This window comes from Leptolyngbya sp. Cla-17, assembly GCF_016807185.1.
Lineage (GTDB): Bacteria > Cyanobacteriota > Cyanobacteriia > Leptolyngbyales > Leptolyngbyaceae > ULC077BIN1.
The window spans coordinates 1,305,084-1,331,004 of the sequence record NZ_JAEVYN010000002.1 but is presented as its reverse complement, the minus strand read 5'-3'; the positions used below and the strand labels follow the sequence as shown (position 1 = coordinate 1,331,004).

20 protein-coding genes are annotated in these 25,921 nt (G+C 48.3%); 13 read left to right on the top strand and 7 right to left on the bottom strand.

Annotated features, from left to right (window positions below; translation table 11 throughout):
- Positions 1 to 64: 64 nt before the first annotated feature.
- From JOY44_RS17300 to JOY44_RS17285, 4 genes are all read left to right on the top strand, one after another.
- Positions 65 to 1,846: an ABC transporter ATP-binding protein gene (locus JOY44_RS17300; protein WP_171574859.1), complete on the top strand. Its 1,782-nt coding sequence runs from the start codon at positions 65 to 67 to the stop codon at positions 1,844 to 1,846.
- 391 nt (positions 1,847 to 2,237) lie between these two features.
- Positions 2,238 to 2,951 carry a DUF4145 domain-containing protein gene (locus tag JOY44_RS17295; RefSeq protein WP_171574858.1) on the top strand — a complete coding sequence of 238 codons (714 nt, stop codon included), beginning with the start codon at positions 2,238 to 2,240 and terminating at the stop codon, positions 2,949 to 2,951.
- A 244-nt stretch (positions 2,952 to 3,195) separates the two neighbouring features.
- Positions 3,196 to 3,420 carry a DUF433 domain-containing protein gene (locus tag JOY44_RS17290; protein WP_171574857.1) on the top strand — a complete coding sequence of 75 codons (225 nt, stop codon included), beginning with the start codon at positions 3,196 to 3,198 and terminating at the stop codon, positions 3,418 to 3,420.
- Positions 3,404 to 3,730, top strand: coding sequence for a DUF5615 family PIN-like protein (locus tag JOY44_RS17285; RefSeq protein WP_171574856.1), 327 nt, complete (start codon positions 3,404 to 3,406; stop codon positions 3,728 to 3,730). The genes JOY44_RS17290 and JOY44_RS17285 overlap by 17 nt, the downstream gene beginning before the upstream one ends.
- A gap of 265 nt (positions 3,731 to 3,995) precedes the next feature.
- Here the strand turns inward: JOY44_RS17285 and JOY44_RS17280 are convergent, their stop codons facing one another.
- On the bottom strand, positions 3,996 to 4,652 hold the full coding sequence (locus JOY44_RS17280; protein WP_171574855.1) for a DUF2301 domain-containing membrane protein: 657 nt from the start codon (positions 4,650 to 4,652) through the stop codon (positions 3,996 to 3,998).
- A 106-nt stretch (positions 4,653 to 4,758) separates the two neighbouring features.
- Positions 4,759 to 5,571 (bottom strand): S-adenosyl-l-methionine hydroxide adenosyltransferase family protein, encoded by an 813-nt coding sequence (locus JOY44_RS17275; RefSeq protein WP_171574854.1) that lies wholly within the window; start codon positions 5,569 to 5,571, stop codon positions 4,759 to 4,761.
- A gap of 98 nt (positions 5,572 to 5,669) precedes the next feature.
- On the opposite strand from JOY44_RS17275, the gene JOY44_RS17270 reads away from it, so the two are divergent.
- The gene (locus tag JOY44_RS17270) at positions 5,670 to 5,834 is read left to right on the top strand and encodes a hypothetical protein (RefSeq protein ID WP_171573855.1); all 165 of its coding nucleotides are present in this window, start codon (positions 5,670 to 5,672) and stop codon (positions 5,832 to 5,834) included.
- Positions 5,835 to 5,944: 110 nt separating this feature from the next.
- On the opposite strand, the gene JOY44_RS17265 is transcribed toward JOY44_RS17270, so the two are convergent.
- On the bottom strand, positions 5,945 to 6,190 hold the full coding sequence (locus JOY44_RS17265; protein WP_197985523.1) for a CPXCG motif-containing cysteine-rich protein: 246 nt from the start codon (positions 6,188 to 6,190) through the stop codon (positions 5,945 to 5,947).
- Positions 6,191 to 6,266: 76 nt separating this feature from the next.
- Here JOY44_RS17265 and JOY44_RS17260 point away from each other — a divergent pair, with 76 nt between their 5' ends.
- The 6 genes from JOY44_RS17260 to JOY44_RS17235 all read left to right on the top strand — a co-directional run bounded on the left by JOY44_RS17260 (position 6,267) and on the right by JOY44_RS17235 (position 12,598).
- On the top strand, positions 6,267 to 7,157 hold the full coding sequence (locus JOY44_RS17260; protein WP_171574853.1) for a DUF72 domain-containing protein: 891 nt from the start codon (positions 6,267 to 6,269) through the stop codon (positions 7,155 to 7,157).
- Between the two features lie 161 nt (positions 7,158 to 7,318).
- Positions 7,319 to 8,596, top strand: coding sequence for an ABC transporter substrate-binding protein (locus JOY44_RS17255; protein ID WP_242541798.1), 1,278 nt, complete (start codon positions 7,319 to 7,321; stop codon positions 8,594 to 8,596).
- Positions 8,597 to 8,660: 64 nt separating this feature from the next.
- Positions 8,661 to 9,569, top strand: a complete 909-nt coding sequence (locus JOY44_RS17250) for a carbohydrate ABC transporter permease (RefSeq protein ID WP_197985522.1) — start codon at positions 8,661 to 8,663, stop codon at positions 9,567 to 9,569.
- A 9-nt stretch (positions 9,570 to 9,578) separates the two neighbouring features.
- On the top strand, positions 9,579 to 10,406 hold the full coding sequence (locus JOY44_RS17245; RefSeq protein ID WP_171574851.1) for a carbohydrate ABC transporter permease: 828 nt from the start codon (positions 9,579 to 9,581) through the stop codon (positions 10,404 to 10,406).
- 309 nt (positions 10,407 to 10,715) lie between these two features.
- Positions 10,716 to 12,353, top strand: coding sequence for an acetolactate synthase large subunit (locus tag JOY44_RS17240; RefSeq protein ID WP_171576074.1), 1,638 nt, complete (start codon positions 10,716 to 10,718; stop codon positions 12,351 to 12,353).
- Between the two features lie 29 nt (positions 12,354 to 12,382).
- Complete coding sequence (locus JOY44_RS17235; RefSeq protein WP_197985520.1) at positions 12,383 to 12,598, top strand: hypothetical protein; 216 nt, start codon at positions 12,383 to 12,385, stop codon at positions 12,596 to 12,598.
- Between the two features lie 350 nt (positions 12,599 to 12,948).
- On the opposite strand, the gene JOY44_RS17230 is transcribed toward JOY44_RS17235, so the two are convergent.
- Positions 12,949 to 14,081, bottom strand: a protein-coding gene (locus JOY44_RS17230; RefSeq protein WP_171573486.1) for an IS630 family transposase whose coding sequence is annotated in 2 segments (ribosomal slippage) — positions 12,949 to 13,652 and positions 13,652 to 14,081 — 1,134 coding nt in all. Because the reading frame shifts where the segments join, the coding sequence is not laid out codon by codon here.
- 107 nt (positions 14,082 to 14,188) lie between these two features.
- Here JOY44_RS17230 and JOY44_RS17225 point away from each other — a divergent pair.
- Positions 14,189 to 15,667, top strand: coding sequence for a vanadium-dependent haloperoxidase (locus JOY44_RS17225; protein WP_171574849.1), 1,479 nt, complete (start codon positions 14,189 to 14,191; stop codon positions 15,665 to 15,667).
- Positions 15,668 to 16,291: 624 nt separating this feature from the next.
- On the opposite strand, the gene JOY44_RS17220 is transcribed toward JOY44_RS17225, so the two are convergent.
- Complete coding sequence (locus JOY44_RS17220; RefSeq protein ID WP_171574848.1) at positions 16,292 to 20,416, bottom strand: filamentous hemagglutinin N-terminal domain-containing protein; 4,125 nt, start codon at positions 20,414 to 20,416, stop codon at positions 16,292 to 16,294.
- A gap of 191 nt (positions 20,417 to 20,607) precedes the next feature.
- On the opposite strand from JOY44_RS17220, the gene JOY44_RS17215 reads away from it, so the two are divergent.
- A protein-coding gene (locus tag JOY44_RS17215) for an IS630 family transposase (RefSeq protein ID WP_197985745.1) occupies positions 20,608 to 21,562 on the top strand; the annotation gives its coding sequence in 2 pieces (ribosomal slippage) (positions 20,608 to 20,942 and positions 20,941 to 21,562; 957 coding nt in all).
- A 63-nt stretch (positions 21,563 to 21,625) separates the two neighbouring features.
- Here the strand turns inward: JOY44_RS17215 and JOY44_RS17210 are convergent.
- Together JOY44_RS17210 and secA are read right to left on the bottom strand one after the other, a co-directional pair.
- On the bottom strand, positions 21,626 to 23,062 hold the full coding sequence (locus JOY44_RS17210; RefSeq protein WP_171574847.1) for an FAD-dependent oxidoreductase: 1,437 nt from the start codon (positions 23,060 to 23,062) through the stop codon (positions 21,626 to 21,628).
- Positions 23,063 to 23,070: 8 nt separating this feature from the next.
- The gene (secA, locus tag JOY44_RS17205; protein ID WP_171574846.1) at positions 23,071 to 25,908 is read right to left on the bottom strand and encodes a preprotein translocase subunit SecA; all 2,838 of its coding nucleotides are present in this window, start codon (positions 25,906 to 25,908) and stop codon (positions 23,071 to 23,073) included.
- Positions 25,909 to 25,921: the final 13 nt, after the last annotated feature.

Sequence of the window (25,921 nt, the reverse complement as noted above, 5' to 3'; positions counted from 1 at the left end):
GATCAGACTATGACTTGGACAATATGTTGTTACCAATATTCACGATGAAGCGAGAGAAAGCCCTATGAGAGGTCCCAGTCCTGTAGTCGCATCAGAGCAGAAAGCGACTCAGCAACTCTCCACAGTGCGGCGGTTTTTGCACTATTTCCAGCCTTATCGTAAAGAAATTCCGATCGCTTTCGCCTTGATTTTGGTTGGTGCTGCCACTCAAGCCGTGGGTCCCTTCTTTATCGGTTGGTCGCTGGATCATCTAATCGCTCAGGGAGATTTGCAGGGTTTATTGCTACTTTTGTGCGGCTTGGCACTGATTTATCTTGCCGGAATTGGTGCCATTCGGGGGCAAATCTTGCGCGTTGGCTGGATTATGCAGCGGTTGCTTGCCCAACTGCGGCAGGATATTTTTGCCAAAATTCAAAGCTTACCGCTCAGCTTTTTCGATCGCAGTGAAGCGGGTGACTTAATGAGCCGATTGCTGAACGATGTCAGCACCGTTAACCAGGCATTTGGTCAAACCGTTGCCCAAATGTTAGGCAACCTGTTTAGCTTAATTGGCATCGTGATTGCCATGCTGGCGATTAACCTACAGCTGGGTTTAATCAGCAACTTAGCTGTGCCGCTAATGATTTTTACCACGGGGTTATTTGCGCGGTGGGCACGAGCTAGATTTCGTGTAACTCGTCAAACGATTGGGGAACTCTCTGCCCGGTTGGAAGAAGACATTGGCAGTGTAAAAGAAGCTCAGGCGTTCAATCGGGTTGATCTAAATATTGAAGAGTTCAGTTTGTTGAATGCTGCCAATCGCGATGCCAATGTGCAAGCGGTGGCAATCACATCTGCATTTCTGCCGTCGATCGACTTTCTTAATAGCCTCGCAACCGCTGGAGTGCTTGCTTATGGCGGCTATCTCGCGGTAACAGGTGCCGCTACAGTGGGCGTGGTCACTGCTTTCTTGCTGTATGTGCAGCAATTCTTTCGTCCCATCCAAATTCTCAGCCAATTTTATACCCAGGCTCAATCTGCCTTTGCCGGATTGGAACGGATCTTTTCGCTGCTGGATGAACCTGCGCAGCTTCGGGATGCGGCGGATGCAAAGGAAATGCCGCCCATGCGAGGAGAGGTGAAGTTTGAGCAAGTCACCTTTGGCTATTCAGCCGACCAGTTGGTGCTGAAAGGAGTTAGCCTGCACGCCCAACCCGGACAAATGATTGCTTTAGTTGGGGCAACTGGTGCGGGTAAAAGCACGATCATCAACCTAATTCCACGCTTTTATGATGTTTCTGGCGGCAAGGTGACGATCGACGAGATTGATGTTCGCACGGTCACTCAAACCAGCCTGCGCCGGCAAATTGGCATTGTGTTGCAAGACAACCTGCTGTTCAGCGGCACGGTGGCTGAAAATATTGCCTTTGGTCAACCTCAGGCAAGTCAAGCGGAGATCGAAGCGGCGGCGCAAGCGGCAAATGTGCATGAGTTTATCACTTCGCTATCTCATGGCTACACCACGCAGTTAGGAGAGCGGGGCGCACCGTTGAGCCAAGGACAACGTCAACTCATCAGCATTGCCCGTGCGGTGTTAATTAATCCGCGCATTTTGATTTTGGATGAAGCAACCAGCAGTATTGATACCCGCACAGAAGCCTTGGTACAGGCTGCAATCGCCCGACTATTACAAAATCGCACCAGCTTTGTCATTGCCCATCGTCTCAGTACTGTCATCCAAGCCGATCAAGTTTTGGTAATTCAGCAAGGGCAAATCGTAGAACAAGGAACTCATACCGAACTGATTGCTCAACAAGGCGTTTATGCAAACCTCTACGCCCTCCAGCTAGGCAAAACGGATGAATAGAAGATCAATAGCTAGCTGCTCGGAGCAAAATATGAACATATTCATCGACTCAAAATCTGTTGGCTCGGAGGTCATTACAGAAACAAGTGTGAGGCTGGGCTGACTTAAGCAGATCAAGATAGATTCAGGCAATCATGTTTATAGCCTGGTTCTATCATCAGTAAAGATATCATCCTGGTTTTCATGGGCAAGCAGCAGCTATGAGATTCCAACAGAACTAACTACGTATGTTGGCGATTCACGAATTCTTGTCAGCGAAGGGGCAGAAAAACAGATTTCAACCTTAAACGTTGGTTTAATAGAAAAAATAGGTTTCGGGATTTAATTTGATCTAATTTTCGATAGCGTGCAACATCACTTGCAAAGCAGTATGAACAAGCAAAGGTAATTTATGACCAATACAAAGCAAAAAACTACAGGGTTTTTGACCTGTAATCATTGTGGAAATCACGCCCCAATGAATATTGTTGCTGAGTATTACCGTTCTCTAAAACCTGCCTATGGCTCCCCCGAAGGCGATTATTATAATGATTACGAACCGGATCAAGGTTATAGATATGAACTGTTATTATGCTTAGCTTGCAAAGAAGTAACGCTATGGAAATATTTCGATGCTGATTATGTAGATCCAGAAGAAATCACAACAGAGACTCTTTACCCATTAGCGAAATCGAGGTTGTCTGGGCTACCTTATCGAATTCAGGATGCATACGAGATATCACTTAAGGTGCGTGTCATAGATGCTAACGCTTATGCAGTTCTGTTAGGACGGATACTAGAAATGGTATGCGAGGATCGTAAAGCTACAGGAAAAGATTTGTTCCATCAACTGAAAGATCTAGCTACGAAAGGAGAAATTCCAGTCAAATTGGTAGGAGTTGCTGACAACCTTCGACATTTACGAAACATCGGTGCTCATGCTTCTTTAGGAGAATTAACTAAAGATGAAATTCCAATACTAGATGATTTGTGCAGAGCAATTTTGGAATATGTCTACAGAGCGCCTTACTTGGCAGAAAAAGCACAACAACGACTTAATCGCTTGAAAGAAAAGCGAGTTAAGAAAGAAGAAACAAATGGCGAAGATTCAGAAGATACGAGATGATTTAGTATTCACATTACTGACTGTAGAGGTTATCTAACAACTCACTTGGAGCGGACTATCGAAAGATCCTGGTGCATTGAGTGAGGTACTTGCAGCCACCCAGCGAACCATTAGGTGGCTTGAGGTGATTGACTGTTATAGCGTTGTCAGCGATTGGGCATGGTCAGAGATCGCTTCTAAGGAGTGCTCTGAGCAGTTAGTCGTGGGCTAAGATCGAAGAGATTCCTGTTATTAGATAACTGATATGACAACCGCAGCGCGTGTTATTCATAGTGACCCTGACATTTTGGGAGGAACTCCTGTTTTTGTTGGAACTCGTGTGCCGATGAGAACCTTACTTGATTATCTCGAAGCAGGCGATCCACTCGATGAATTCTTAGATCATTTTCCAAGTGTTAGGCGTGAGCAAGCGATCGCGGCCCTTGAACTAGCGAAGGAAATGCTGACAGCCTATGCGAATCCTGCTTGATGAATGTACTCCGCGTCCACTAAAGCGTGAATTGCCTGATTACGAGATACAGACAGTTGTTGAGATGGGATGGTCAGGTAAGAAAAACGGTGAATTGTTGCGGCTTATGAGTCGAGAGGGCTTCACAGTTCTGCTCACTACCGATCAAAATTTGCGCTATCAGCAAAATCTACACCAAGCTGGAGTAGCAGTCGTTGTTCTTGTAGCACGCAGTAATAGATTACCGGATTTACTTCCTCTGATGCCGGATGTTCGTAACGTACTAAATGCAATTGCTTCGGGAGAAGTAATTGAAGTTGGAGGCTCCTAAAATTGCGTAAGCGGCGCAGCACAACAGGTGGCTTGAGGTTATCGACTGGGATAGCATGGTCAGAGATCGTCGACTTTTGCTGTCAGGTGGCTTGAGGTGATTGACTGAGATAGCAGGGTTAGCGATCGCTACTCTTGTCTTTCTAAATACAGCTCTACATGTTGCCGTGAACCAATCATTTAGCCAGATCTTCTTTAGTCAATTGGATAGAGCAATCGGATGCTGTAACGATACTTTTCGGTTCAATTGCCATCGTTCAGCATGTCTATACAGATTGCTTTTGAGCGCCTGACTTGAGGTAATCAAACACGCTTTTATCGCCAATATCTGGAGGAATAGGTTGAATCACCTTACGGAAGGCGAAGACACCAAAAAGGATTGCCCAACTCACCAACAAACCTCGCTCAACCTCAGGCGACAACCAATTCAACAGATGACCCAGTAGCAAAAGGGGCACGAGCGGCGTTAACACTTTGGCTTCTAAACGGTTAAAGCACACAGCTTCTTTGAAGAAAATACCTGTGAGGGCAGCAAAAACAAATCCTACACCCAAGATAGTGAGGGGATAAGTATAAACAGTGAGCGCAAAAGGTTCGGGGCTGTTATGAGCGATCGCGATAGATGCCACCACACCCACCAGCCAAAATACCTGTAGCGCCTGATGTAGTGGCTTTAGATAAATGTGAATCATCCACAGGCTAACGCCCAAACCCACACAAAAAATCGAATACAATCCACTGACCCAATGCAAACTGGTGAAGTTGTTTCCTTGCCAAAGGACTAGCCCCGTCGAGATCGCAAAGCACACTGCTGCCAGCATTAGCCCACCCCGATAGAAAATCACCTCCCGACGATCGCTCTCTAGAATGGTGAAGTTACCAAACTGTCCTTGATAAACAATAGGGTCGGTAGAGGAAAGCATAAAGATAAGGGGTTGGAAGTTAAAGGCTGATTGACGAGCAGAAATAAGGAGACAAACAACGATTTTATCTCTTACCTAGCATCTGATATCTGACACCAGATACTTCTCAGCTCATTCCTATCCTATCTAACTTCACTTCTACGGGATCTCCGATTTTTGAATTCAGCCGGGTTTGAGCGCTGCCGTTGTTAACGGCGATTTCTAGCCAGCCGTGACTACCAATGAAACTGATGAATTCTCCGACCCGGCGATCGCTGTAGGTGAGAGCGCTGAGGATAGACGTGATGCCAATCGTCACCGACCAGGGATGGGAGAGAACAATAGCGGGAATGTTGGTGATCAAGTTACCAAAGTGATCAATAGCTTGGATGCAGCCATGAATGGTGTTTTCAGTTTGGAAATAAGGCGGCAACGAGAACTGCACTAGGCTATCGGGCGTGATCGCGGCACCCAGCTCCGCTAAAGGTACGCCACTGGCAAGGTGAGCACCCACCGGAGCAAAAATATCTCGTCCATGAAAGGTGCCACTGGGTTCATCCGTGCGCCAAAACTGAGCATTCGTCAATTCAACGACAGCATAGGCTGGAAATTGGTCTAACACGCCGCTAAAAATACCATTGTCAGGACCGACCAAAAATCCCACAGGTTCCCCAAACGGAGTGCCAATACCGATGCCCACAGCCCGACGCTTGCCGCCCACACCAGGATCGACGACAGCAACATGAACAGTTTTGGGTGGGAAATAGGGAACGGCGGTCATCAGTGAAAATCTGCCTGAACCAATGTTTTGAGGCGGAACCTGATGGGTAATATCAATCACCACTACAGCGGGGTTAATTTGCGCGATCACGGCTTTCATCACACTCACATAGGAATCGCTTAGCCCAAAATCGCTTAACAACGTAATAATTTGACCCATTGCTACGGAATCATAAAATTTTGGTAACAAATACTACCGTTTAGTCTTCCGGATCTTATAATTAAGATATACGCATGAATGAATGAAAGGAAATGTCCATGTTGAACGAAAAACGTCAGGAAATGGCAACAAAAGCGGCGACAGCTCATCGTCTTACGTTGCACAAGAACTTGCAGCGCCGTTTGGAAGTTGCTAGAGCCAATGGGGATGAAAATCTGCTTCGCCAATTAGAAGCTGAAGCTAGCTACATCGGTTTAAACTAACCCTTGCTAGTTGCCTACCTTGCGTCGCAATCCTGTCAACATGTTAGTGCCTTGTAATACTACAAGGCATTTAACAGTTTAAAGGGAGATCGTGTTTTGCCAAGTAACGCTTAACCATTATATTCAGAGTCAATTTCAATATCGAGAGTTTCTTCATCAATGCGGACATAGAGATGATTAGGGCGGCAACAGACCTGACAATCTTCAATGTAAGACTGCTGCATCCCTCCGCTTAAATCAATAAAAGTTGTGTTGGGTTCACCACAGTAGGCACAATTAAACTCAGCAGTGTTTTGCATATTGACGAGAATGGTTGGAGATAGATGGTAGGGTGTGTTGGCAATCGCTGTTAACATATCTCATAAAAACTTGGGTTGATCATCTCCATTAGTCGCGCAGGGCACTGTGTATTGAACCACCTTCACGATAAGAATGCCACCTGCAACAAACTTTTTTATTGGTTGTGCTCTCTGGGGTTACAAAGATTGGGTCGGTGAGCTATTTCCACCCGGTAGTCAAGCATCTAACTTTTTACAGCTTTATAGTCAGCGGTTTACAACGGTAGAAGGCAACACCACTTTTTACTCTGTTCCCGATGCAAAAACGGTGGCGCGATGGGCAGCCACAACACCAGAAGGGTTTCGATTTTGTCCCAAGTTGCCCAAACAAGTCACCCACACTGGATTGCTATACCCCCAACTTCCTCAGGCACAGCAGTTTGTGGAGCAGATGCAAGGGTTATGCACTGGTACACCGCCTGCCAACAAAACTCGTTTGGGTCCTATTTTTGCCCAATTGCCGCCTAGCTACAGTCCGGATTATTTTTCAGATTTACAAGCCTTTTTGACGGCGCTTGTTCAGGAAAATGCAGAATTTGCTTTGGAAGTGCGTCATCAGGATTGGTTTAAACCACCCTGTGCTCAGCGATTGACCGCCTTGCTGCACCGTTTAGGAATAGGTCGAGTGCTGCTAGATACGCGCCCCATTTATGATGTGCCCGATGATCCTCAGCTTCACTCCGAACGCAAGAAGCCCCGTGTGCCCGTGGAATTTAGCGTTACGGCATCCTTCAGTCTGATTCGATATATTAGTCACCCTAATCCAGAAACCAATCTTCCATTTTTGCAAGACTGGCTGACTTATATTGATCAATGGTTACGTCAGGGCACCCACATTTATCTTTTTGTTCACTGCCCTTTAGAAGCGCGATCGCCAGCCAATGCCCGCTATTTTCATCACCTACTTGAACAATACGGTGCTCCAATTCCGCCGCTTCCCTGGAATACCCTTGACCACCCTCCAACCCAGCTAAGTTTGCTCTGAAAAATGATTGCAGAGAGCGTTCTTTGCTACTAAATTTTGGGGTCAGACTTGTAAACGAATCAACCAGAATGGTCAATTTTTGCTCACGTAGCAAGAAGTATCGCTATAGATTAGAGAGAAGGGGATTTGAAGGTACAGCGATACTCGCTATGAATATCAGCTTGAGCAGGTTCGGATTCAGTTGTCTACTATTTGGGGCGATCGCGTTAACAAGTTGTCGTAACCAAGCTCCTTCTTCGCGCAGCCCAAATACACTCCAGCCAAACAAAACGGTCACGATTACGTTAAGCGGTTGGCAAAGCAATCCCAATGAAACGCGGCTTTTGCATCAAGTGCTTCAAAATTTTGAGGCGAAAAATCCTGATATTCACGTTAAACATGAAGTCATCAATAGCGAATATATGGACGTGATTAAAACTCGTCTTATTGGTGATGTTGCGCCAGATGTGTTTTATCTGGATGCCCTTGAAGCTCCATTGCTGATGCAATATAACGTGCTAGAACCGCTGGAGCCTTACATCATACCCGCATTCGAGCTAGCTGATTTTGAACCCTCACTGCTGAATGCGTTTAAGCACAACGGTAAGCTTTATGGCTTGCCTAAAGACTTCTCAACGCTTGCCTTGATTTATAACAAAAAGGCGTTTGCTGCTGCGGGTATCGCCCAACCGCCAAAAACATGGGATCAATTCATGGCTGCATCTAAAGCACTCACGATCGATCAGAATCATGATGGAAAAATTGATCAATATGGCTTCGGACTTGCACCTGAATTAGCTCGGCAAGTGTTTGTGTTGAAAGCTTTTGGTGGGCAGTTAATTGCTCCGAATGGTTATGCCACCTTTGCTGAAATGAACAGCTTAAAGGGCTTGCAGTTAGTGATTGATCAATATCGTCGCGATCGCACGTCTGCCCAACCAACTGACGTAGGCGCAACCTCAGGTAGCGAAATGCTCGGTCAGGGGAAAGTGGCGATGACGATTGAAGGCACTTGGGCAATTCCCTACTTCAAAGAAACCTTTCCAAATCTTGATTTTGCTACCGCAGAAATCCCTACAATCAATGGCAAACCCGGCACAATGGCATTTACCGTCGCTTACGTGATGAACCGCAAAGCCAAGCATAAAGCAGCCGCCTGGAAATTAATTGCTTACTTGACCGGATCTGAAGGGATGAGCGCTTGGGCAAAACAAGGGTTGGCCTTACCCACTCGCCGATCCGTCTTGGCAGGTTCGGGCTATCGCCAAAATCCTTTATATGCGCCCTTTGTGCAAAGTGCAAGCTACTCAACCATCTGGCAAGCGGGTCAAAACTTACCCACCATCCGCATGAATTTCAACAATCAATTTATTAGTGCTTTGTTGGCTGAACAACCCTTGCCACAAGCAATGAAAAAAGCTCAAGAAACGGCTAATCGAGAAATTTATTTAGCTAGATAGCGCTTGATTAGCAGACCTCTGACTGCTTCAAGAGGTTAGAGGTCTAAAGGTAGGATAGGTGTTTATGAGTACATTGATTAAACATAGCTGGAAAAAACGGGTTGCAGAGGAGACCGTAACAGGGTATCTGTTTATGGCTCCAACAATTTTGATTGCTGGAGTGTTTCTGATACTCCCGATCGCCTATGCCGTTGCGCTTGCCTTTCAAAAAGTGCAGCTTTTAGGAGATGTCAGCTATCAGTTTACCGGGCTAAAAAACTTTGCCCGGATTGCCCAGGACGATCGCGTTGGGATTGCGCTGAAAAATACGGCTTCCTATGTGGCGATCGTCGTGCCGATTCAAACGCTTCTTGCGCTGGCACTTGCCCTGATTTTGAATAGCCAAATCAAGGGGCGATCGTGGTTTCGCGTTGTCTTTTTCCTACCCACCGTTACCTCATCGGCTGTTCTAACGTTGATTTTCATGTGGATCTATAACGCTAATGGCTTGCTGAATAGCCTCCTAGGCTTTTTGCACTTACCAACTTACAACTGGTTGGGCGATCCCAATGTTGCCTTGAAGGGGATTATGATCATGAATATTTGGTCAACCGCGCCGTTGTTTATGGTGATTTATTTGGCGGCGCTCCAGGGCATTCCAGACACCTTGTATGAAGCAGCAACGCTGGATGGAGCCAGCCATTGGGAAAAATTACTGCATATCACCCTACCCTTCTTACAACCCGTTACATTTTTCGTTGTTGTGATGGGAATTATTGGGACGTTCCAGCTATTTGATCAGTCATATATTTTCTCCGCTGGCTCTGGTGGACCCAATGATTCCACGTTGACGATTGTGCTTTTGATTTACCAATACGCGTTCAAAAATTTGGATATGGGCTATGCCTTAGCGCTCACACTCATTCTGGCAGTCATCTTAATGACTTCGACGATTATTCAGCGAACGTTGTTTAAAGAAGAACGCTTAGATTAGGAGCTTTGAATGAAAGCCATTCGTTGGTCAACTGCCGTCCTATATCTGTTTTTAGCGGTCTACACGCTGATTACATTGTTACCGTTTGCCTGGGCATTATCAGCATCCTTCAAATCCCTCGCTGAAATTTCAGCAGGCGGCTTGAGTTTAATTCCTAAACAGTTGACGTTGGCAAACTATCAGACGATTTTTGTGCAAGAACCGTTGTTTGGTCGCTGGCTAATGAACAGCGCGATCGCAGCCATTTCGATCACACTGCTCAACCTACTCTTTAATTCAATGGCAGGCTATGCCCTGGCAAGAATTCGATTTCCCGGCAATCAGTTCTGGTTTTTTCTCATTCTGGCAGTGCTGATGGTGCCAGGACAAATCACGCTATTGCCTAAATTCCTGATTCTCAAATCGCTCGGCTGGCTCAATACCTATCAAGGATTGATTGTGCCCTCAGCCATCAATGCCACCTTTATTTTTATGATGCGGCAGTTTTTTATCAATTTTCCTAAAGAGCTAGAAGAAGCCGCTGCTCTGGATGGCTTGGGTCGTTTTGGCACCTTTTTTCAGATTGTGCTGCCGCTTGCAAAGCCTGCATTAGCGGCTCAAACAATTTTTGTCTTTATGGGTTCCTGGAATGAATTTCTGATGCCGCTGGTCATTCTGTCTGATCCTGAAATGTTCACGCTGCCACTCGGCTTAAATGCGTTTAAAGGGCAATATATTAGCTATTGGAATTACATCATGGCTGCCTCCATGATTTTTACCTTACCTGCTTTAGCGGTATACGCTTTTTTCAACCGCTATTTTATTCAAGGCGTGGCGTTTACAGGTGGGAAAAGCTAAGGAAAAGTTTTGAGCTTTGAGTTGATTGAGTCAGACTTTCTGCGTTTGTCAGTCTCTATGGCTTATATCATTTGAAGACTGCGAGATTTGAAGAGAGTTTAAGAGTTTAATAGATTCGTGCGATCGCTGAGAAAGAACCGCTTAGAAAAGGAATCTTAGAAGTAGTGCCGATATTAACGCAATCGTTCAATCCGCAACATTCAATCGCGATCGCTAATTCAGTCGAGAGGAACCATGCCTAAAAAACTAGATATTACCGACTCCATATCGCAACAGCACGGAGTCACCAACCCTGAACAAACCACTCAGATGAATACAGCAGAACTGTTAGTTCAATGTCTAGAGAATGAAGGAGTTGACTACATTTTTGGGTTACCTGGCGAAGAAAATCTCCATGTGCTGGAAGCCCTGAAGCAGTCGTCGATCCAATTCATCACCACCCGCCACGAGCAAGGCGCAGCGTTTATGGCAGATGTGTATGGTCGCCTTACGGGAAAAGCAGGTGTTTGCCTGTCTACGTTGGGTCCCGGTGCCACAAACTTGATGACAGGTGTGGCAGATGCCAATCTCGATCGCGCTCCTCTCGTTGCCATTACGGGGCAAGTCGGCACCGATCGAATGCACATTGAATCACATCAATATTTAGATTTGGTGGCAATGTTTGCGCCCGTCACCAAGTGGAATGCTCAGATTGTCCGCCCCAGCAACACCACCGAAATTGTGCGGAAGGCATTTAAGATCTCTCAAGCTGAAAAACCCGGAGCCGTTCACATCGATTTGCCGGAAAATATTGCTGCCATGGTTGCCACAGGTAAGCCCCTGACAATCGATGGTCAGGAAAAATCCTATGCTTCGTTTCACAGCATTGAAAAAGCGGCTGAAGCAATTTCTCAGGCAAAAAATCCGTTGATTCTAGTCGGCAATGGTGCGATTCGGGCACATGCCAGTGCCACCCTGACTGAGTTTGCCACCCAGCTTAATATCCCCGTGGCAAATACGTTCATGGGCAAAGGCGTGATCCCCTACATCCATCCCTTGGCGCTGTGGGCAGTGGGACTTCAGCAGCGCGACTATATTAGCTGTGGCTTTGACCGAGCAGATTTGGTGATTTGTGTGGGCTACGACCTGATTGAATACTCACCGAAAAAGTGGAATCCTGATGGCGCGGTTCCCATCATTCACATCGGCATGACTCCAGCAGAAGTAGACAGCAGCTACATCCCCATTGCAGAAGTTGTTGGCGATATCTCTGATTCACTGTCAGAAATTTTGGCGCGCTGCGATCGCACCCATCAACCCGCGCCATACGCCCTAGAACTGCGCAATGAAATTCGGGCAGATTATATGCAATATGCCAATGATGATGCCTTCCCGATTAAGCCGCAAAAAATTGTTTACGACTTGCGCCAAGTGATGGGAGCCGATGACATTGTGATTTCGGATGTGGGCGCTCACAAAATGTGGATGGCGCGGCATTATCACTGCGAACGCCCCAACACTTGCATTATTTCCAATGGGTTCGCAGCAATGGGCATTGCGATTCCGGGAGCGCTGGCGGCAAAACTGGTGCATCGCGATCGCCGCGTGGTAGCGGTTACAGGCGATGGCGGCTTTATGATGAACTGCCAGGAACTCGAAACCGCACTGCGAGTTGGCACGCCTTTCGTTACCCTGATCTTTAACGATGGCGGCTATGGCTTAATCGAATGGAAGCAGCAAAACCAGTTTGGCTCATCCTGTTTTGTCAAATTCACCAATCCTGATTTTGTCAAATTGGCGGAAAGCATGGGCTTGAAGGGCTATCGAGTGGAATCTTGCGCCGATTTAATTCCCACATTAAGAGAAGCCCTAGAACAAGATGTTCCCGCTGTAATTGATTGCCCTGTGGATTATCAAGAAAATCTTCGTTTTTCTCGTCGAGCAGGCGACCTCAACTGTATTATTTGAGGGTTACAAGCTACACCGTTGAGGGTTGATTGCATCCTATTTTACCGAGGGAAACCCAATTTCACGGTGGATATCGACAAGGTGGAAGATTCCAAGAGCGATCGCGTCAAGGTGGCCCTAAATGGCAAGTTTTGAGCCTAGAAAAAATGGTGATCCTCACTTTGCAATCAACAGTCTCCTTTATCGGTAGCGCGATCAAAGACATCGGCAACGCCCTGCAAGACAATCGCCCCAGCCGCAGATAACCAATCATTGCAACTTGCGGCATTTATTTTGCTCAGCCACCAAAACAGCAGACAACGCTTCGGTCTATCCACTTAACTTGGGCTATTATCCAGGAATTTTCTGCATAATCTCCTAATTTGGGATGTTATACGGAAATTTTCTGCATATTAAGTTGTTATGCCTCAGGTTTCTTGATTTGAAGGAGTTTAGAAAAGTCCTGAATTTTTCAGAGTTTTTCCAGATATCAACATTTAATTCTATGGAGCTAAATTTAAACTCAGTCAAGTAATGGTTAGAGTTTCCTGTAAAAACTACCCGTAAGGGTACCAGTGGAGTGGGCTTACTAAAGCCAGAATTAACTAGTGTTTAGTCAATTATTAATAGACGGGTAAAGCCGCTTTAATTTCACCCTGGCATCCGCCGTCGCAAAGCGCCAGTCAATCCAGGTTTCCTCATGATTGCGGTTGTCCTGCCAAGCTGCAACTTCCCGCTTGAGCACATCCATATCAGGAATGCGACGATCCAAACATTGACGACTCAAAATACTCAGTTCAATTTCAGCCATGTTTAACCAACTGCCATGCTTAGGAGTATGACAAAACTCCAAGCGGCTCAAAATTCGCTGCGCTTCGGTTGGCTCAAAGGCTTTGTAAAGTGAAGCGGGTGAATGGGTGTTGAGATTATCGGCAATGACGATCACTTTGTCGGCTTGGGCATAATCTACATCGACCAAGGTTTTGAGCAAGTGGGCATAATCGAGGGCTGTGCGTTGCTTTGTCACTTCCACCCGCCGCCATCCCACCATCGGTTCACTCACCATAAACAAGTTCGCTGTGCCGTTGCGTTCATACTCATAATCGACCCGTTCCGGTTGTCCCCGCTCTGCTGGCATGGGAACGAGGGTTTCTTTGACTAATTGCTTGGTTGCCTCATCAATGCAAACCACTGGAACGTTGGGGTTATAAGCTGTTTGATACAGGTCCAGCACTGCTTCCATTCGCCAGACAAACTCTGCGTTTTGCTCCGGTGGAATTACCCAGCACTCTTGCCGCCAGGGTTGCAGTTCGTTTTTTTCAGCACTTGTCGCACGCTTTCATGACTCAACTGTTCGACATACCCCAGTTCCACCATTTGATCTGCCAATAATCGCAACGTCCAGCGCCCCTTTCCCTCGGGAGCCTCACTACATCGCAATGCGATCAAATGTGCCTCACTTTCCCCATCCAACTTTCTTTTTCGTCCTCCACCCGGACGGCTTTTAAGCGCAGCTTCCAGACCTTCTTCGACAAATCGTTGCCGCACCCGCTCAATCGTTCGCAAACTAATGTCAAAGGCATCTTTGATGTCCTGGTCACGCCAACTCCCGTTCGGTTGATTGCAATCCGCTTTCAGAAGAATCCGCGCATGATTGATCGTGTAGGCAGCTCGTTTGCCGGTCGTGACCAGTTGTTCGAGAGACTGCCGTTCTGTTTCGTTTAAGTTAACGATGTACTTTTTAACCATACCAGCACCGTTGAAAGGACTGACTCAATCTTACTCCTTCTACTCGTCACTTCTTGATTGACTGAACACTAGTTGAGTGAATTAATAATTTTTTGGAGATCCTTTCAATGACTACAGCTTCTGCGCAATTTCGCTTTTGGATCGACTTGAGTTTGGAATGCATTCGCCGTGACCATACAGCAGGCCCCGGTGATCAGAGAGGACCCTTTAGTACGGCACGCGCTTTGGGGATGGCATTGGCTGCCCTCCATGACGCCAATGCCTACGCATCAGGTCGAGATCCCTTGCTGACATCACCAGCAACGCCAGGCTTGCTTGACCTTAGCGGTAATCAGATAACGATTGCGAGCGCTGCGGCTTGCGCGCAAGTCCTCAGGCTGCGATATCCAAACCAAGCCAGCTTGTTAGAACCATCCTGGCTCTGTTGGCTCGCGAATTTTAACTATGGGCCAGCCGATAGTCCCGCTGAAGTCGCTGGACGTGCTTTAGGCACTGCGATTCACAACTTGGGGGCAGATGATGCGAAGAATGCGGCTCGTGACAAATACAGTCCTTCCGGATTGCCATACGGCCATACTGTCCCACCGAATCAGCTAGAACAAGGGTATGCAGGGGCTGATTGGGGCTTCTCAACCCCTTTGCTGGCAACGCGAGTGGCCGATTTCCCAATGCCTCCTGGGCGTGTACCTCCAACCGCCGCAACCAAAGTCAATCCAACGCAACATTTCAAAGATGATTTTGCTGAGGTTCTGCGTCTAGGGAGCCTCAACAGTGTTGATCGCACGAAAGAACAAGAATTTATCGGGATCGCATGGGGGTATGACGGCCCGCCAGAATTAGGGACGCCACCTAGACTTTACTTGCAGGCTGTGTTGAGCGTATTGGATGCAATTGAAAATCAAGATCCTAACAAACTGAGCAATGCTGACGAGTTGGCAGTTATCGCTGGGGTTGGCATCGCCATGGCAGACGCAGGTATAGACGCTTGGCATTACAAATATGCGCCAACCCATATGATGTGGCGTCCGGCTGTAGGCATTCGCAATGCTGTAGACGGCAACGGTACCCCCGATCCGACCTTCTTCCCACTCGGACGCCCCGACACCAACTTACGCGGCTTGGCCTTAACTCCGAACTTTCCCGCGTACCCATCGGGGCACGCAACCTTTGGGGCGGCTGCTTTTCAATTATTGCGGCTCTTTTTAGTGGAAAAAGGTATGAATGCATTTGATGCGAATGGGGTTGATGACGTAGGCATTAATTTCATATCGGACGAATATAACGGCATCAACAAAGATCCCAGAACACTGCTGCCACGTTGTCCTACTCCTAAGCCAGTAGTTTTATCGAGTTTGTGGAAAGCGATTATCGATAACTCGGTAAGCCGCGTGTATTTGGGTGTGCACTGGCAGTTTGATGGCGTGACGAAACGAAATGCAGCGGGAGAAGATGAGTTCGGTATCCCCGAATCACCGACAGAATTGGGTAAAACTGGTGGTGTTTGGCTGGGTGCAAAGATTGCCAATCAAATCGCGCCTAAACTTGGTGTAACGGCAGCAACCATCTCCGATTCGAAGATACTGTAAGACAATCCTTGATGGTTCATTGTCGAACCACCAAGGATTGTAAATTAAATAATTTGTAACTGTGGAATTTGCTAGGGCTGTGCATTAGCATAACTCTACCAGGAAAATTGCACTTTAATAAATCCATAATCCTAAAGCATTTTAGAGGTTGGGCAGTGGCGGGTCTCGTCAGGTTTGGGAACGTCCATGATTGCAGATCTCTTCGGCTTTCGAGAGGTGTGAACTGATGAAGTTGCGGCGTGATCGGGAGATGAGCAAAGCATAACAACCCGATTGGAGCGGACTATTACTAGATTTCGGTGAGGATTCGAAAATACTCACAGCCGCTCAATCGGAACGTTATGACGAAAATGCGTTGTCTCTACTTTGAGCACGATCGCCGCATTTCAAAATATGCTTCTAACAGATCTTGCCAGCATGGATGCTGTTTCAGCTGTAGTCGTCGCCACTCAGCCGCAGTCTATTGAGTAATTTTGGCAAAACCTGAGGCAGCACAACAAGGTTGGCTATTGCCGGGATCTTAAACTGTTGTTAAAAGGCGATCGCCCTAGTTGTTTTCTCAAAATCTGTATAGGATTAGGAGTTGAAAGCTAGAGGCTAAAGTACTTATACCCCATAGCTCTTCTATGGAGTAGAGCAGGAAAGCGAAGTCCAAATTGGGTTGTGAGCGGTTATTTCAAGGGGTTGGGCAATCAGAGAAATTGTCCCGCGCTCATCTTGCACCCAGCCTTGCGCTTCAATAATAGCTGTAGTTCTGTCCACAACCGATCGCTGATGCGTGTCAATGGTTGGCTGGTTGGATACTGGAGGATATTTTGAGATCGCGTCGATGGGTTCAGCCAACGTGCGATCGCCGCTAAAAGCTTCATCAGGGGTCAGAGGCAATCCGCCCTGTCCCAGAATCACAAATCGACTGCTGCCGATACGGGGGTTCTCATCGGCAGCACATCCCACCCTAATACTGGGGATTGGTTCTACCATTGGTGGCGGTTTGGTTAAGCCTTTTGTCGGGTCAAGATTGGGGAGATCTAACAACACCTGACCGCTGATGCCAAATTGTGAACTGGCAGTAATGTCACTAAAGGGTGTGGATGTGGGCTGAAATGTGAGTCCGTAAATACCAAAAGCGCTGATGCTGATCTTGCCGCCGTTTCCGGTAAAGGCATTGGCACGAATATCACTATTTTCAGCTAGCACTCCGACAATAAAAGGAGTGTTGATAAAAATGTTGCCGCCATTGCCGCCTGCTTGTGCCGTGCCAGCGGTGGTAGAGATTAGACTATTGCGCCGTAGCAAGATCAGGTCGCGCACATCCAGCATTAAGTTGCCACCATTCGCGCTGGTCGTTTCAGCCGTTAGACGGGCACGGTCTTCTAGCTGTAGCCGATTCGCTTGTAAGGCAATATCGCCGCCCTGACCGCTGCCCTGGCTGTCTACCGAAAGGGCGGCATTGTTATAAATGCCCACCAACGGAGCTTTGACAAAAATACTGCCGCCATCACCTGAAGAACCAGTCAGGGTACTGGCGAATAGTCCCGTGTTGGCATCAGTCAGCGTCAGGTGATCGCTGACATCCACTGTAATATCTCCTGCCCGTCCGCTGCTGGATGTGGTGGTGAGAATTTGTCCAGTCTGACTCAGTTCCAAACTGTTTGCGATCGCGTTAATTTTTCCGGCATTGCCGCTGCCGGTCGCGATAGCGGCCAATTGAGCACCCTCTGCAATGGTGGCTGCACCTGTCCGTAGCGTAATGCTGCCACCCTCCCCAGTAGTGCCCGGAGATGTGCTGGCGAATAATCCGGTGTTGGCATCCCTCAAATTGAACTGGTTTGCGGCATTGACCGTAATGTTGCCTGCCTGTCCACCGCCCGACGTAGTGGTGAGTAGCTGACTGCCTGTGGTGCCATTGAAATTATTCGCATTAACCGTAATGTTGCCGCCTTGACTCTGGCTGCTGGTCGTTGCATTGAGCGTGGCAGTATTGGCAATTTGAAAAGTGTCGGTCGTGACGGCAATACTGCCCCCCGCACCCGTTGCTGAACTAGTTTGGGCAAATAAGCCCGTATTCGCGCCCGTCAGAGTCACACGATCGCGGCTGTTGACCACAATATCTCCCGCTTGCCCTCGCCCTGTGGTGTTTGCCGTAATCTGCCCTCCATCCGTCAGCAGAAGTGAGCGGGTTTGAATGTCGATGTTGCCCCCGCTGCCCGTTGCTGTTGAATTCACCGCCGACGCGATCGTGCTACCAGAAAGCACCACTGAATAGGCATTTCTGACTAAAATCTGACCCGCATTGCCATCGCCAAAGGTGCTAGCCGATACAGTGGAACCTCCTGTCAAAGTCAGAGTTTGGGCATCCACCGCCACCTGTCCCCCATTACCAGACGCATTGGGAACTCCAAAATTTGCTCTCACGATGCTAAGCACCTGCGCTTTATCATCCAGGGCCACCGAACTGGCACTTAGGGTCAAGTCACCTGCATTTCCCTTCTCGTAATTGCTGCTAGTCAGTTCGCTATTGCTGACCAAGATTCTAGAACCCGCCCTCACATTTAAGGGGCCAGAGTCTCCAACCCCAAAGGATTCGCTACTCACTCGGCTATTTCCAGTGAACGTGACCGCATCTGTCGCATTGATAGCAACTGCGCCGCCTGTTCCCGTAAAGAAAGACTGGGCAGCGATGGAGGTTGCATCAATTTCAACTTGCTTACCACTCACTGTAATGGGTCCAGCATTGCGATTTAGCCCACGACTGCTGATAAAGCTATTGGTCAAGCGCACTCCCTCGATCGCGGTTATAGTCGTAGGCGCACCATCTCCACCGCGCCCGATACTGCTGACAGAACTGTTACTGATATCTACCGAACCCGCCGCGGCATTGATGACAATTCCTGCCAGTCCTTGAGCATTCCCTGTACTGGCAACCCTTCCTTGATTAACGGCGATCGCTCCACCATTGATCGTAATGAAACCTGCATCTCCCACTTGCGTCGCACTAAAGCCATTGCTGGTGCTGAAAACAGAACTATTGTTGGTGATCGATACCGATCCAGGGGCATTAATCGTGACATTACCAGCGTTGTTTGTAGTGGTCCAGGTGATGGTGCCGATGGAACTATTGTTGTTTAAGGAAACCGTGCCTGCATTAATGATGATGGGTTGACCATCTCCACCACCATACGTATCTGCTTGCAGCCTGCTGTTGTCTAATGAAACCGTATCAGCCGTTAGAGTAATTGCTCCAGCCCCTCCCGCAATGCCAGCATCTGGAGTGCCAGGGATACCGCTAGAAACAGAGCCATTCGTCAAAGAAATCGTGCGGCCAGAAAGACTCACCTGTCCAGCATTGCTAGAAATCGTGCCGTTGAGAATAACGCTGCCGCTACCAGAGTTGTCGCTGTCTGCTTGCAAAATCAGATTCAGCGGATTGAAATTGGTAGGAACAAAAAAGGACTGAATCTGAATACCGGGCTGCAAGAGAATGTCGTTGGCGGCGGTTAGCGTTAAGGTAGCCGGTCCGCCGAACGGATTTTTGGTGATATTGTCTGCGATGGTGATGTTGCCTGCCTGGGTGCCCGTATTACCTGTGGTAATGGTGACGCTAGTTCCAGCATTCAGACGGTTTTGAATATCGGTCGTGGCAATAATGGCGCTATCCCCGATGGGCGTGAAAATATCAGGATTGGTACCGCTAAAGGTGCCGTTGGTGGAAGCTCCAACATTTTGAATGATGATGTCGCGGGGATCAATTAGCCAGTTTCCGGGCAACCCATTGGCAGCAGAGGCATCGACTTGAATACCTGCCACATCGACGATGCCTGCACTAGAGGTTTCGATCAAGCCACCATTGCCAGTGTTCTGCGATCGTGCCGTCAATGTTCCATAGGCTTTGGTAGAAGCATTCGACCAAACAACAATCGTGCCACCGTTTGCAGGAGTAGAGGCAAAGAGACCATCGGCACGAATCACAGCACCCCGATCAATGTAGGTTGCCGTTGCTGTGGGTAACGTTCCTTGCCCTTGCAGGTCGCCCCCGATGCGAACGGTACCGCCTCCCGTGGTACTCGAAACATCAATCTGAGTGGGAGTCAGTAGAGCCACGCGATCGCCCAATAGCTGCACTGTTCCCCCTGCGGTTCTTAGAGTTCCAGTGTTCATCACCGTGTTGCCATACAGCGTCAGGCTTTGTCCATCTGTCACTTCCAAACTTCCTGCTTGGTGAATATCACCCATCGCTTTGCCATACTGCAATCCCAGCGGCACATTGACCGTTAATAGAGATGAAGCTTGGGGTTGGGTGGCGCTGAATTCGCTGCCATCGGCAAACTTGAAGCTAGGGGCGGTGCTAGCAAAAAATGAACCCCCAATTTGCAGCTGAGCATTTGAGCCAAAAACAATGCCGTTTGGATTGAGTAAAAACAGGTTGGCAGCACCGTTAGCTTTGAGCAATCCATCAATGTTGGAGAGGGAATTTCCGGTGACTCGCGTGAGAATATTTTGGATTTGGGCTGTGTTGTTGAACCAGGCAGCGCCACCCGTGGGAATAGAAAATTCTTTGAAGCTGTGGAACAGATTGACCCCGCGCACAGTGCCGCCATCAATCATGCAAGTGGTGCAACCCGGAGCCACTTGCGAATTGATTGGCAAAGTTGCATCGGGAATCATTTGGCTAGCGGCGGGAAGTGATCCTATCCACTGACTCAGCATGATTCCGCCGACTAAACCAAACAAAGAAACGACCTGGTTCATTGCAAAGATCTAGCAAGTTGCTAGCGCTACTGTAATTTCTGTTTACGGGCACAAGTCGATATTGACAGGAAAATTTATGGGTAAATGCAGACTGCGATCGCTCCTTAGCGAATTTGATCAAATTATAGCCTTTTCCTATTGAATGAGGTACGATTCTAGTAATGTTTAGTAGCCTAAATGAATCGGTAGTGATGAAAGCGTATTCTACAGACTTGCGCCAAAAAATCATTGACGTTTACAAAGACGAACCCATCTCTCAACGCCAACTAGCCAAGCGATTTAGCGTGGCAACCAGTTTCATTATCAAACTGCTTAAACAATACCGAGAAACGGGCAGCATTGAGCCAAAACCTCATGGAGGAGGTAAGCCCGCTCAACTGACGCTTGAGCATCATCAAGTGCTTGCCGAATTAGTCGAGGCTACCAATGATGCCACGCTTGCCCAGTTATCTGAGCAATTCGAGGCGAAAGTAGGAATGCGAGTAAGTCGTTCAACGATGGGACGAGCGGTGCAACGCTTAAAGCTCACCGTCAAAAAAAACCTTTCGAGCAACTGAACGAGACCAGGAGCAGGTGCAGCAGGCACGGGTTGAGTTTTGGCAAATGATTACTCAAGTCGAAGCCAAAGACCTAGTATTCATCGACGAAGCCGGAGTAAATCTAGCAATGGCAAGGCTCTATGCCAGAGCCCTTCAAGGACACCGCGCTTACAGTCATCGTCCACAGAACCGAGGAAAAAACCAAACCATCATTGGAGCGCTCACCCTTGATGGCATCATTGCGGCACTGACCTTTGAAGGGGGAACGGACGGACGGGCGTTTCAAACTTTTGTCCAACAGGTGTTAGTGCCAAACTTGTGGAAGGGAGCCTGTGTCGTTATGGATAACTTTAGTTCTCACAAAGTCGATGGCATTGCCCAAGCGATTGAAGCAGTGGGTGCAAAATTAGTCTATTTACCCTCCTACTCACCCGACTTTAATCCCATTGAGCAGTTTTGGTCAAAAGTCAAAGCAATCCTCCGCGCGATTGCTCCACGAACCAAACAAGCGTTAGACGAGGCGATGACTCAAGCGTTTGCTCAAGTGTCGCTTAAAGATATTCGTCATTGGTTTACTCATTGTTGCTACTGTACCTCACTCGACTGAGAACCGCTATAACCTATGATCTCGAACTTTGGTAGGAAGGAGTATGCCGAGAATGCAGTGTCTCTACCTTGCCCGCGATCGCCGGATATCAAAAGAGGCCTCCAAAAGATCTTGCCAGCATGGGTGTTGTTTCAGCCGTAGTCGCTGCCACTCAGCCGCAGTCTGTTGAATAATTTCGGCAAAGCTTGAAGACGGCACAACAAGATCCGCAAGTGCCTGAAGCTTGAGGCGTTTTTGCAGGGCGATCGCGATCGTGCCAATGAACTCCTCTGCACGGGTTCCAACCACATGGGCACCTAGCAGCGTTCCATTCCGCTGCACAATTAGCTTGCAAAAACCAGTCAGGTCATTTTGGATTTGTGCTTGGGTCAGGTTATAAAACGGTTGCCGTAAAATCAAGACATCCTTGCCATACTGGTCAACGGCTTCGCGTTCCGTCAAACCGACCCAAGCGGCAGCAGGACTAGTGTGGATGCTGAACGGAATGGCTCGGTAGGAGGTGCGCTGGTTGGAGAAAAACAGCGCATTTTTGACTGCAAGTTTGGCTTCGTAAGTGCCTAGATGGGCTGAGAGGGAGTGCTGCGTTCGTCCTTCGCAAATGTAAACGTGGGGCGCAGTTTGCAATTTGGAATTTCGTACAATTCCGTGGTTGTACCTTTGCACGTTCATTGCCTCCAGGTTCCAGGTTTCCACATCAGGAACTTGCTCCACTGCCAGCAAAATGTCACCGGCAACTAGAGAATGGGTGCCCCACTGAACCAATTTCTTGCGATCTACACAGCTCACTTGGGTGACGTCGGCATTTAGCCAAATTTGCACTCCTTCAGCTTCCAGCTGTGCCTGGATTAATTGGGAAACTTCCCGGTCAGCCTCGGTTAATAGTTGGGCGGTGGCTAGCAGCAGAGTAGTCTGACATCCAAGCCGCTGAAGGGCTTGAGCAAGTTCCACGGCGATCATACTTCCGCCGACGATCGCAAGGCTAGTAGGCAGGGATGGCAGCTGTAGCAGGGTTGCAAGAGTTTGATACCCTGTGGTTTGCAAACCAGCAATTGTGGGAATCAGTGGACGATGACCTGGCGCAAGAAGATAGGAGCGCGATCTCAGCAACCGTCCATCCACCAAAAATCCGGGGGCTGGCTTGCGGCAAAATTCGCCACTGTTGGTGATGATGTCGATGCCGAGAGTTGCCAAAGCAGAGGGAGAATGGCGCTCGTCTAAATTGGCAGCGATCGCCCGTATCCAATGTTTCACAGCGTGCCAATTCAATGCAGGTGGGGCAGATACTTCCTGCCATAGGGGCGATCGCTGCAAGTGTTGCCACTGCTCAGCCGTGTGCCCAAGGTTCGCTAAGGCTGGAATCAACAAAGAATCCGGCAGCGTGGAAAAAGAAAGCCCTTGAGTCACCAGCGCGACACGGGCTTTGAATTGGACTGCAAAAATGGCGGCTTCCACCCCAGCGATGGTGCCGCCAATCACAACCAGATCGTAGTCAACGGGCATAGCGTTGACTATTCCTCGTATTCGATAATGTCGCCAGCAGCGGCGGTTGCAGCGGTCGCGGTCGGTTGCAGTTGTGGCTGGAACTGGAACAGAGAATACACAACGTTGCGACGAATATCGGTCATCATCTCCAAGAAGAATTCGTACCCTTCGCTCTTGTATTCAATCAGCGGATCTTTTTGCCCATAGCCCCGCAAGCCAACCGATTCGCGCAATCCATCCATTTGCTGGAGGTGTTCTCGCCACAGGGTATCAATCTGCTGCAAAATAAAGAACCGCTCTGCCTGCCGCATCAATCCGGGCTGAATTTGATCAATTTGAGCTTCTTTCATGTCGTAAGCAATGCGGACTTGCTCATGCAAGAAGGCTTTAATTTCTCCGATACTAAACTCTGCTAGCTGTTTGGGTTCTAGATCTGCTAGCAAGTAGACAAACTCTTTTACCTTGCTGGAAAGCTTCTCCAGTTCCCATTCTTCTGGGGGCAGTTCCGGGTTAACGAAAGCATTGACAATGTCGTTCATCGTCAATTCGGCGTACTTAATCATTTGTTCTTTCAAGTCTTGCCCTTCCAGCACACGGCGACGTTCAGCATAAATCGCTCGACGCTGGTTGTTCATTACTTCGTCATACTCAAAGACTTGCTTCCGAATGTCGTAGTAATAGGTTTCGACTTTTTTCTGTGCTCCTTCTAAGGAACGAGTCAACATGCCAGATTCGATCGGCATATCTTCTTCAACACGGAAAGCATTCATCAAGCCAGCCACCCGATCGCCGCCAAAAATTCGCAGCAGATTATCTTGTAAGCTGAGGAAAAATTTGGTGGAGCCAGGGTCACCCTGCCGTGCGGCGCGTCCTCTCAGTTGGTTATCAATCCGGCGAGATTCATGTCGCTCTGTGCCGATGACATGTAAACCACCTAGATTTACGACTCCATCGTGTTCTGCTGTGGTAAAAACTTCGTACTCTTGGCGAATTTGATTGTAAATTTGACGCAGCTTTTGAATCACAGGATCATCAGTCGGCGCTTTTTCTGAAGCAACAGCCACCTTGTCTTCTGCTTCTAACTCGGAGAGCGATCGCTCTCCATACTGCTTCACTGCAAAATCAACGGCTTCTTTTAGCAGCTTTTCAGTATCTTTTGAAAGGTTGGTTGGATAAATTTGGGGTGAAGCTTTCCAGCTTTTCACTTTGAGACCGGGAACAAAGCCCTGTCCACCACCCTTGGCACCATGGGCGGCGGGTACATCAGTCATTCCAAATTCGTCTTCATCCTCTGGTTTCACAATCCGGGGCATAAAGTACTCGCGCACTTTCAGCCGCGCCATGTAGTCGGCGTTGCCACCCAGAATGATGTCGGTGCCGCGTCCTGCCATGTTTGTGGCAATGGTAACCGCGCCTTTGCGTCCGGCTTGCGCGACAATTTCCGACTCCCGCTCCACGTTCTCAGGTTTGGCATTGAGCAGATTGTGAGGGGTGTTAACTTCTGCCAATAAGCGAGCCAATAACTCGGATTTTTCAACGCTGGTGGTGCCGACTAGGACGGGACGACCCGCTTGATGCATCTCAGCACATTCCAAGGCGATCGCGTTCCACTTTGCATCTTCGGTCTTGTACACTACATCCGATTGGTCTCTGCGAATGTTGGAACGATTTGTTGGAATCGTGGTCACTTCGAGATTGTAAATTTTACCAAGTTCCGCTTCTTCGGTTTTTGCGGTGCCCGTCATTCCTGCCAGATTGGGATAGAGCAGAAAGAAGTTTTGGTAGGTGATCGTTGCTAGAGTTTGCGTTTCGGGTTGAATTTCTACCCCCTCTTTAGCTTCGATCGCTTGATGGAGTCCATCGCTCCAGCGGCGACCGGGCATGACCCGCCCCGTAAACTCATCCACAATCACCACTTCATCGTTGCGAACGATGTAGTTCACATCCAGGATGAACAGTTCTTTGGCTTTGATCGCATTAAAAATATAATGCGCCCAGGGATCTTTAGGATCAAACAGATCCGTTACCCCCAGCACCTTCTCGGCCTCAATAAAGCCTTCATCCGACAGCAGCACATTTCGCTGCTTCTCATCGACTTCGTAGTGTCCTTGGGTGTCGTCTTCATTAACTTGACGGGTCAGTCGGGCTGCCACCTGCGCCGCTTGCAAATATTTTTCACTGGGGTTATCGACCTGTCCTGAAATGATCAGGGGCGTACGGGCTTCATCGATTAACACCGAATCGACTTCATCAATCACGCAATAGTTAAACGGACGCTGCACCACATCCTGAATTGAGGTCGCCATGTTGTCGCGCAGATAGTCAAACCCTAATTCACTGTTCGTGCTGTAGGTAATGTCGCAGGCATAATTTCTCTTGCGCTCGTCTGAGGTCATGGTTTGCTGAATTAACCCCACACTCAGACCCAAAAAGCGATGAACTTGACCCATCCATTCGGCATCGCGACGTGCCAAGTAGTCGTTGACCGTCACGACATGGACCCCTTTCTGGGCGATCGCATTCAGATAAGCAGGCAGGGTAGACACCAGGGTTTTTCCTTCCCCCGTTCTCATTTCGGCGATCTGCCCTTCGTGCAAAATCATACCGCCCAACATTTGCACATCGAAGTGGCGCATTCCCAACACTCGTTGAGCAGCTTCTCTGACGACTGCAAAAGCTTCGGGCAGCAAATCGTTTAGGGATTCGCCTTTTTCGATCCGCTGTCTAAACTCAACGGTTTTTCCCTTCAAATCTTGATCCGATAAGGGATGAATCTCTGCTTCAAGCAAAGCAATTTCGGTCACAATCGGCTGATACTTTTTGAGCTTCCGCGTATTCGGGTCGCCCAGCAACATTTTTAACATGGCGGAATGGTGG

Coding starts and splice junctions, on each gene's coding strand:
- JOY44_RS17260 (WP_171574853.1), top strand. CDS start 6,267: ATGCCACCTGCAACAAACTTTTTTATTGGTTGTGCTCTCTGGGGTTAC.
- JOY44_RS17265 (WP_197985523.1), bottom strand. CDS start 6,190: ATGTTAACAGCGATTGCCAACACACCCTACCATCTATCTCCAACCATT.
- JOY44_RS17280 (WP_171574855.1), bottom strand. CDS start 4,652: ATGCTTTCCTCTACCGACCCTATTGTTTATCAAGGACAGTTTGGTAAC.
- JOY44_RS17225 (WP_171574849.1), top strand. CDS start 14,189: ATGACTACAGCTTCTGCGCAATTTCGCTTTTGGATCGACTTGAGTTTG.
- JOY44_RS17240 (WP_171576074.1), top strand. CDS start 10,716: ATGAATACAGCAGAACTGTTAGTTCAATGTCTAGAGAATGAAGGAGTT.
- JOY44_RS17210 (WP_171574847.1), bottom strand. CDS start 23,062: ATGCCCGTTGACTACGATCTGGTTGTGATTGGCGGCACCATCGCTGGG.
- JOY44_RS17300 (WP_171574859.1), top strand. CDS start 65: ATGAGAGGTCCCAGTCCTGTAGTCGCATCAGAGCAGAAAGCGACTCAG.
- JOY44_RS17250 (WP_197985522.1), top strand. CDS start 8,661: ATGAGTACATTGATTAAACATAGCTGGAAAAAACGGGTTGCAGAGGAG.
- JOY44_RS17275 (WP_171574854.1), bottom strand. CDS start 5,571: ATGGGTCAAATTATTACGTTGTTAAGCGATTTTGGGCTAAGCGATTCC.
- JOY44_RS17245 (WP_171574851.1), top strand. CDS start 9,579: ATGAAAGCCATTCGTTGGTCAACTGCCGTCCTATATCTGTTTTTAGCG.
- secA (WP_171574846.1), bottom strand. CDS start 25,908: ATGTTAAAAATGTTGCTGGGCGACCCGAATACGCGGAAGCTCAAAAAG.
- JOY44_RS17220 (WP_171574848.1), bottom strand. CDS start 20,416: ATGAACCAGGTCGTTTCTTTGTTTGGTTTAGTCGGCGGAATCATGCTG.
- JOY44_RS17290 (WP_171574857.1), top strand. CDS start 3,196: ATGACAACCGCAGCGCGTGTTATTCATAGTGACCCTGACATTTTGGGA.
- JOY44_RS17295 (WP_171574858.1), top strand. CDS start 2,238: ATGACCAATACAAAGCAAAAAACTACAGGGTTTTTGACCTGTAATCAT.
- JOY44_RS17270 (WP_171573855.1), top strand. CDS start 5,670: ATGTTGAACGAAAAACGTCAGGAAATGGCAACAAAAGCGGCGACAGCT.
- JOY44_RS17285 (WP_171574856.1), top strand. CDS start 3,404: ATGCGAATCCTGCTTGATGAATGTACTCCGCGTCCACTAAAGCGTGAA.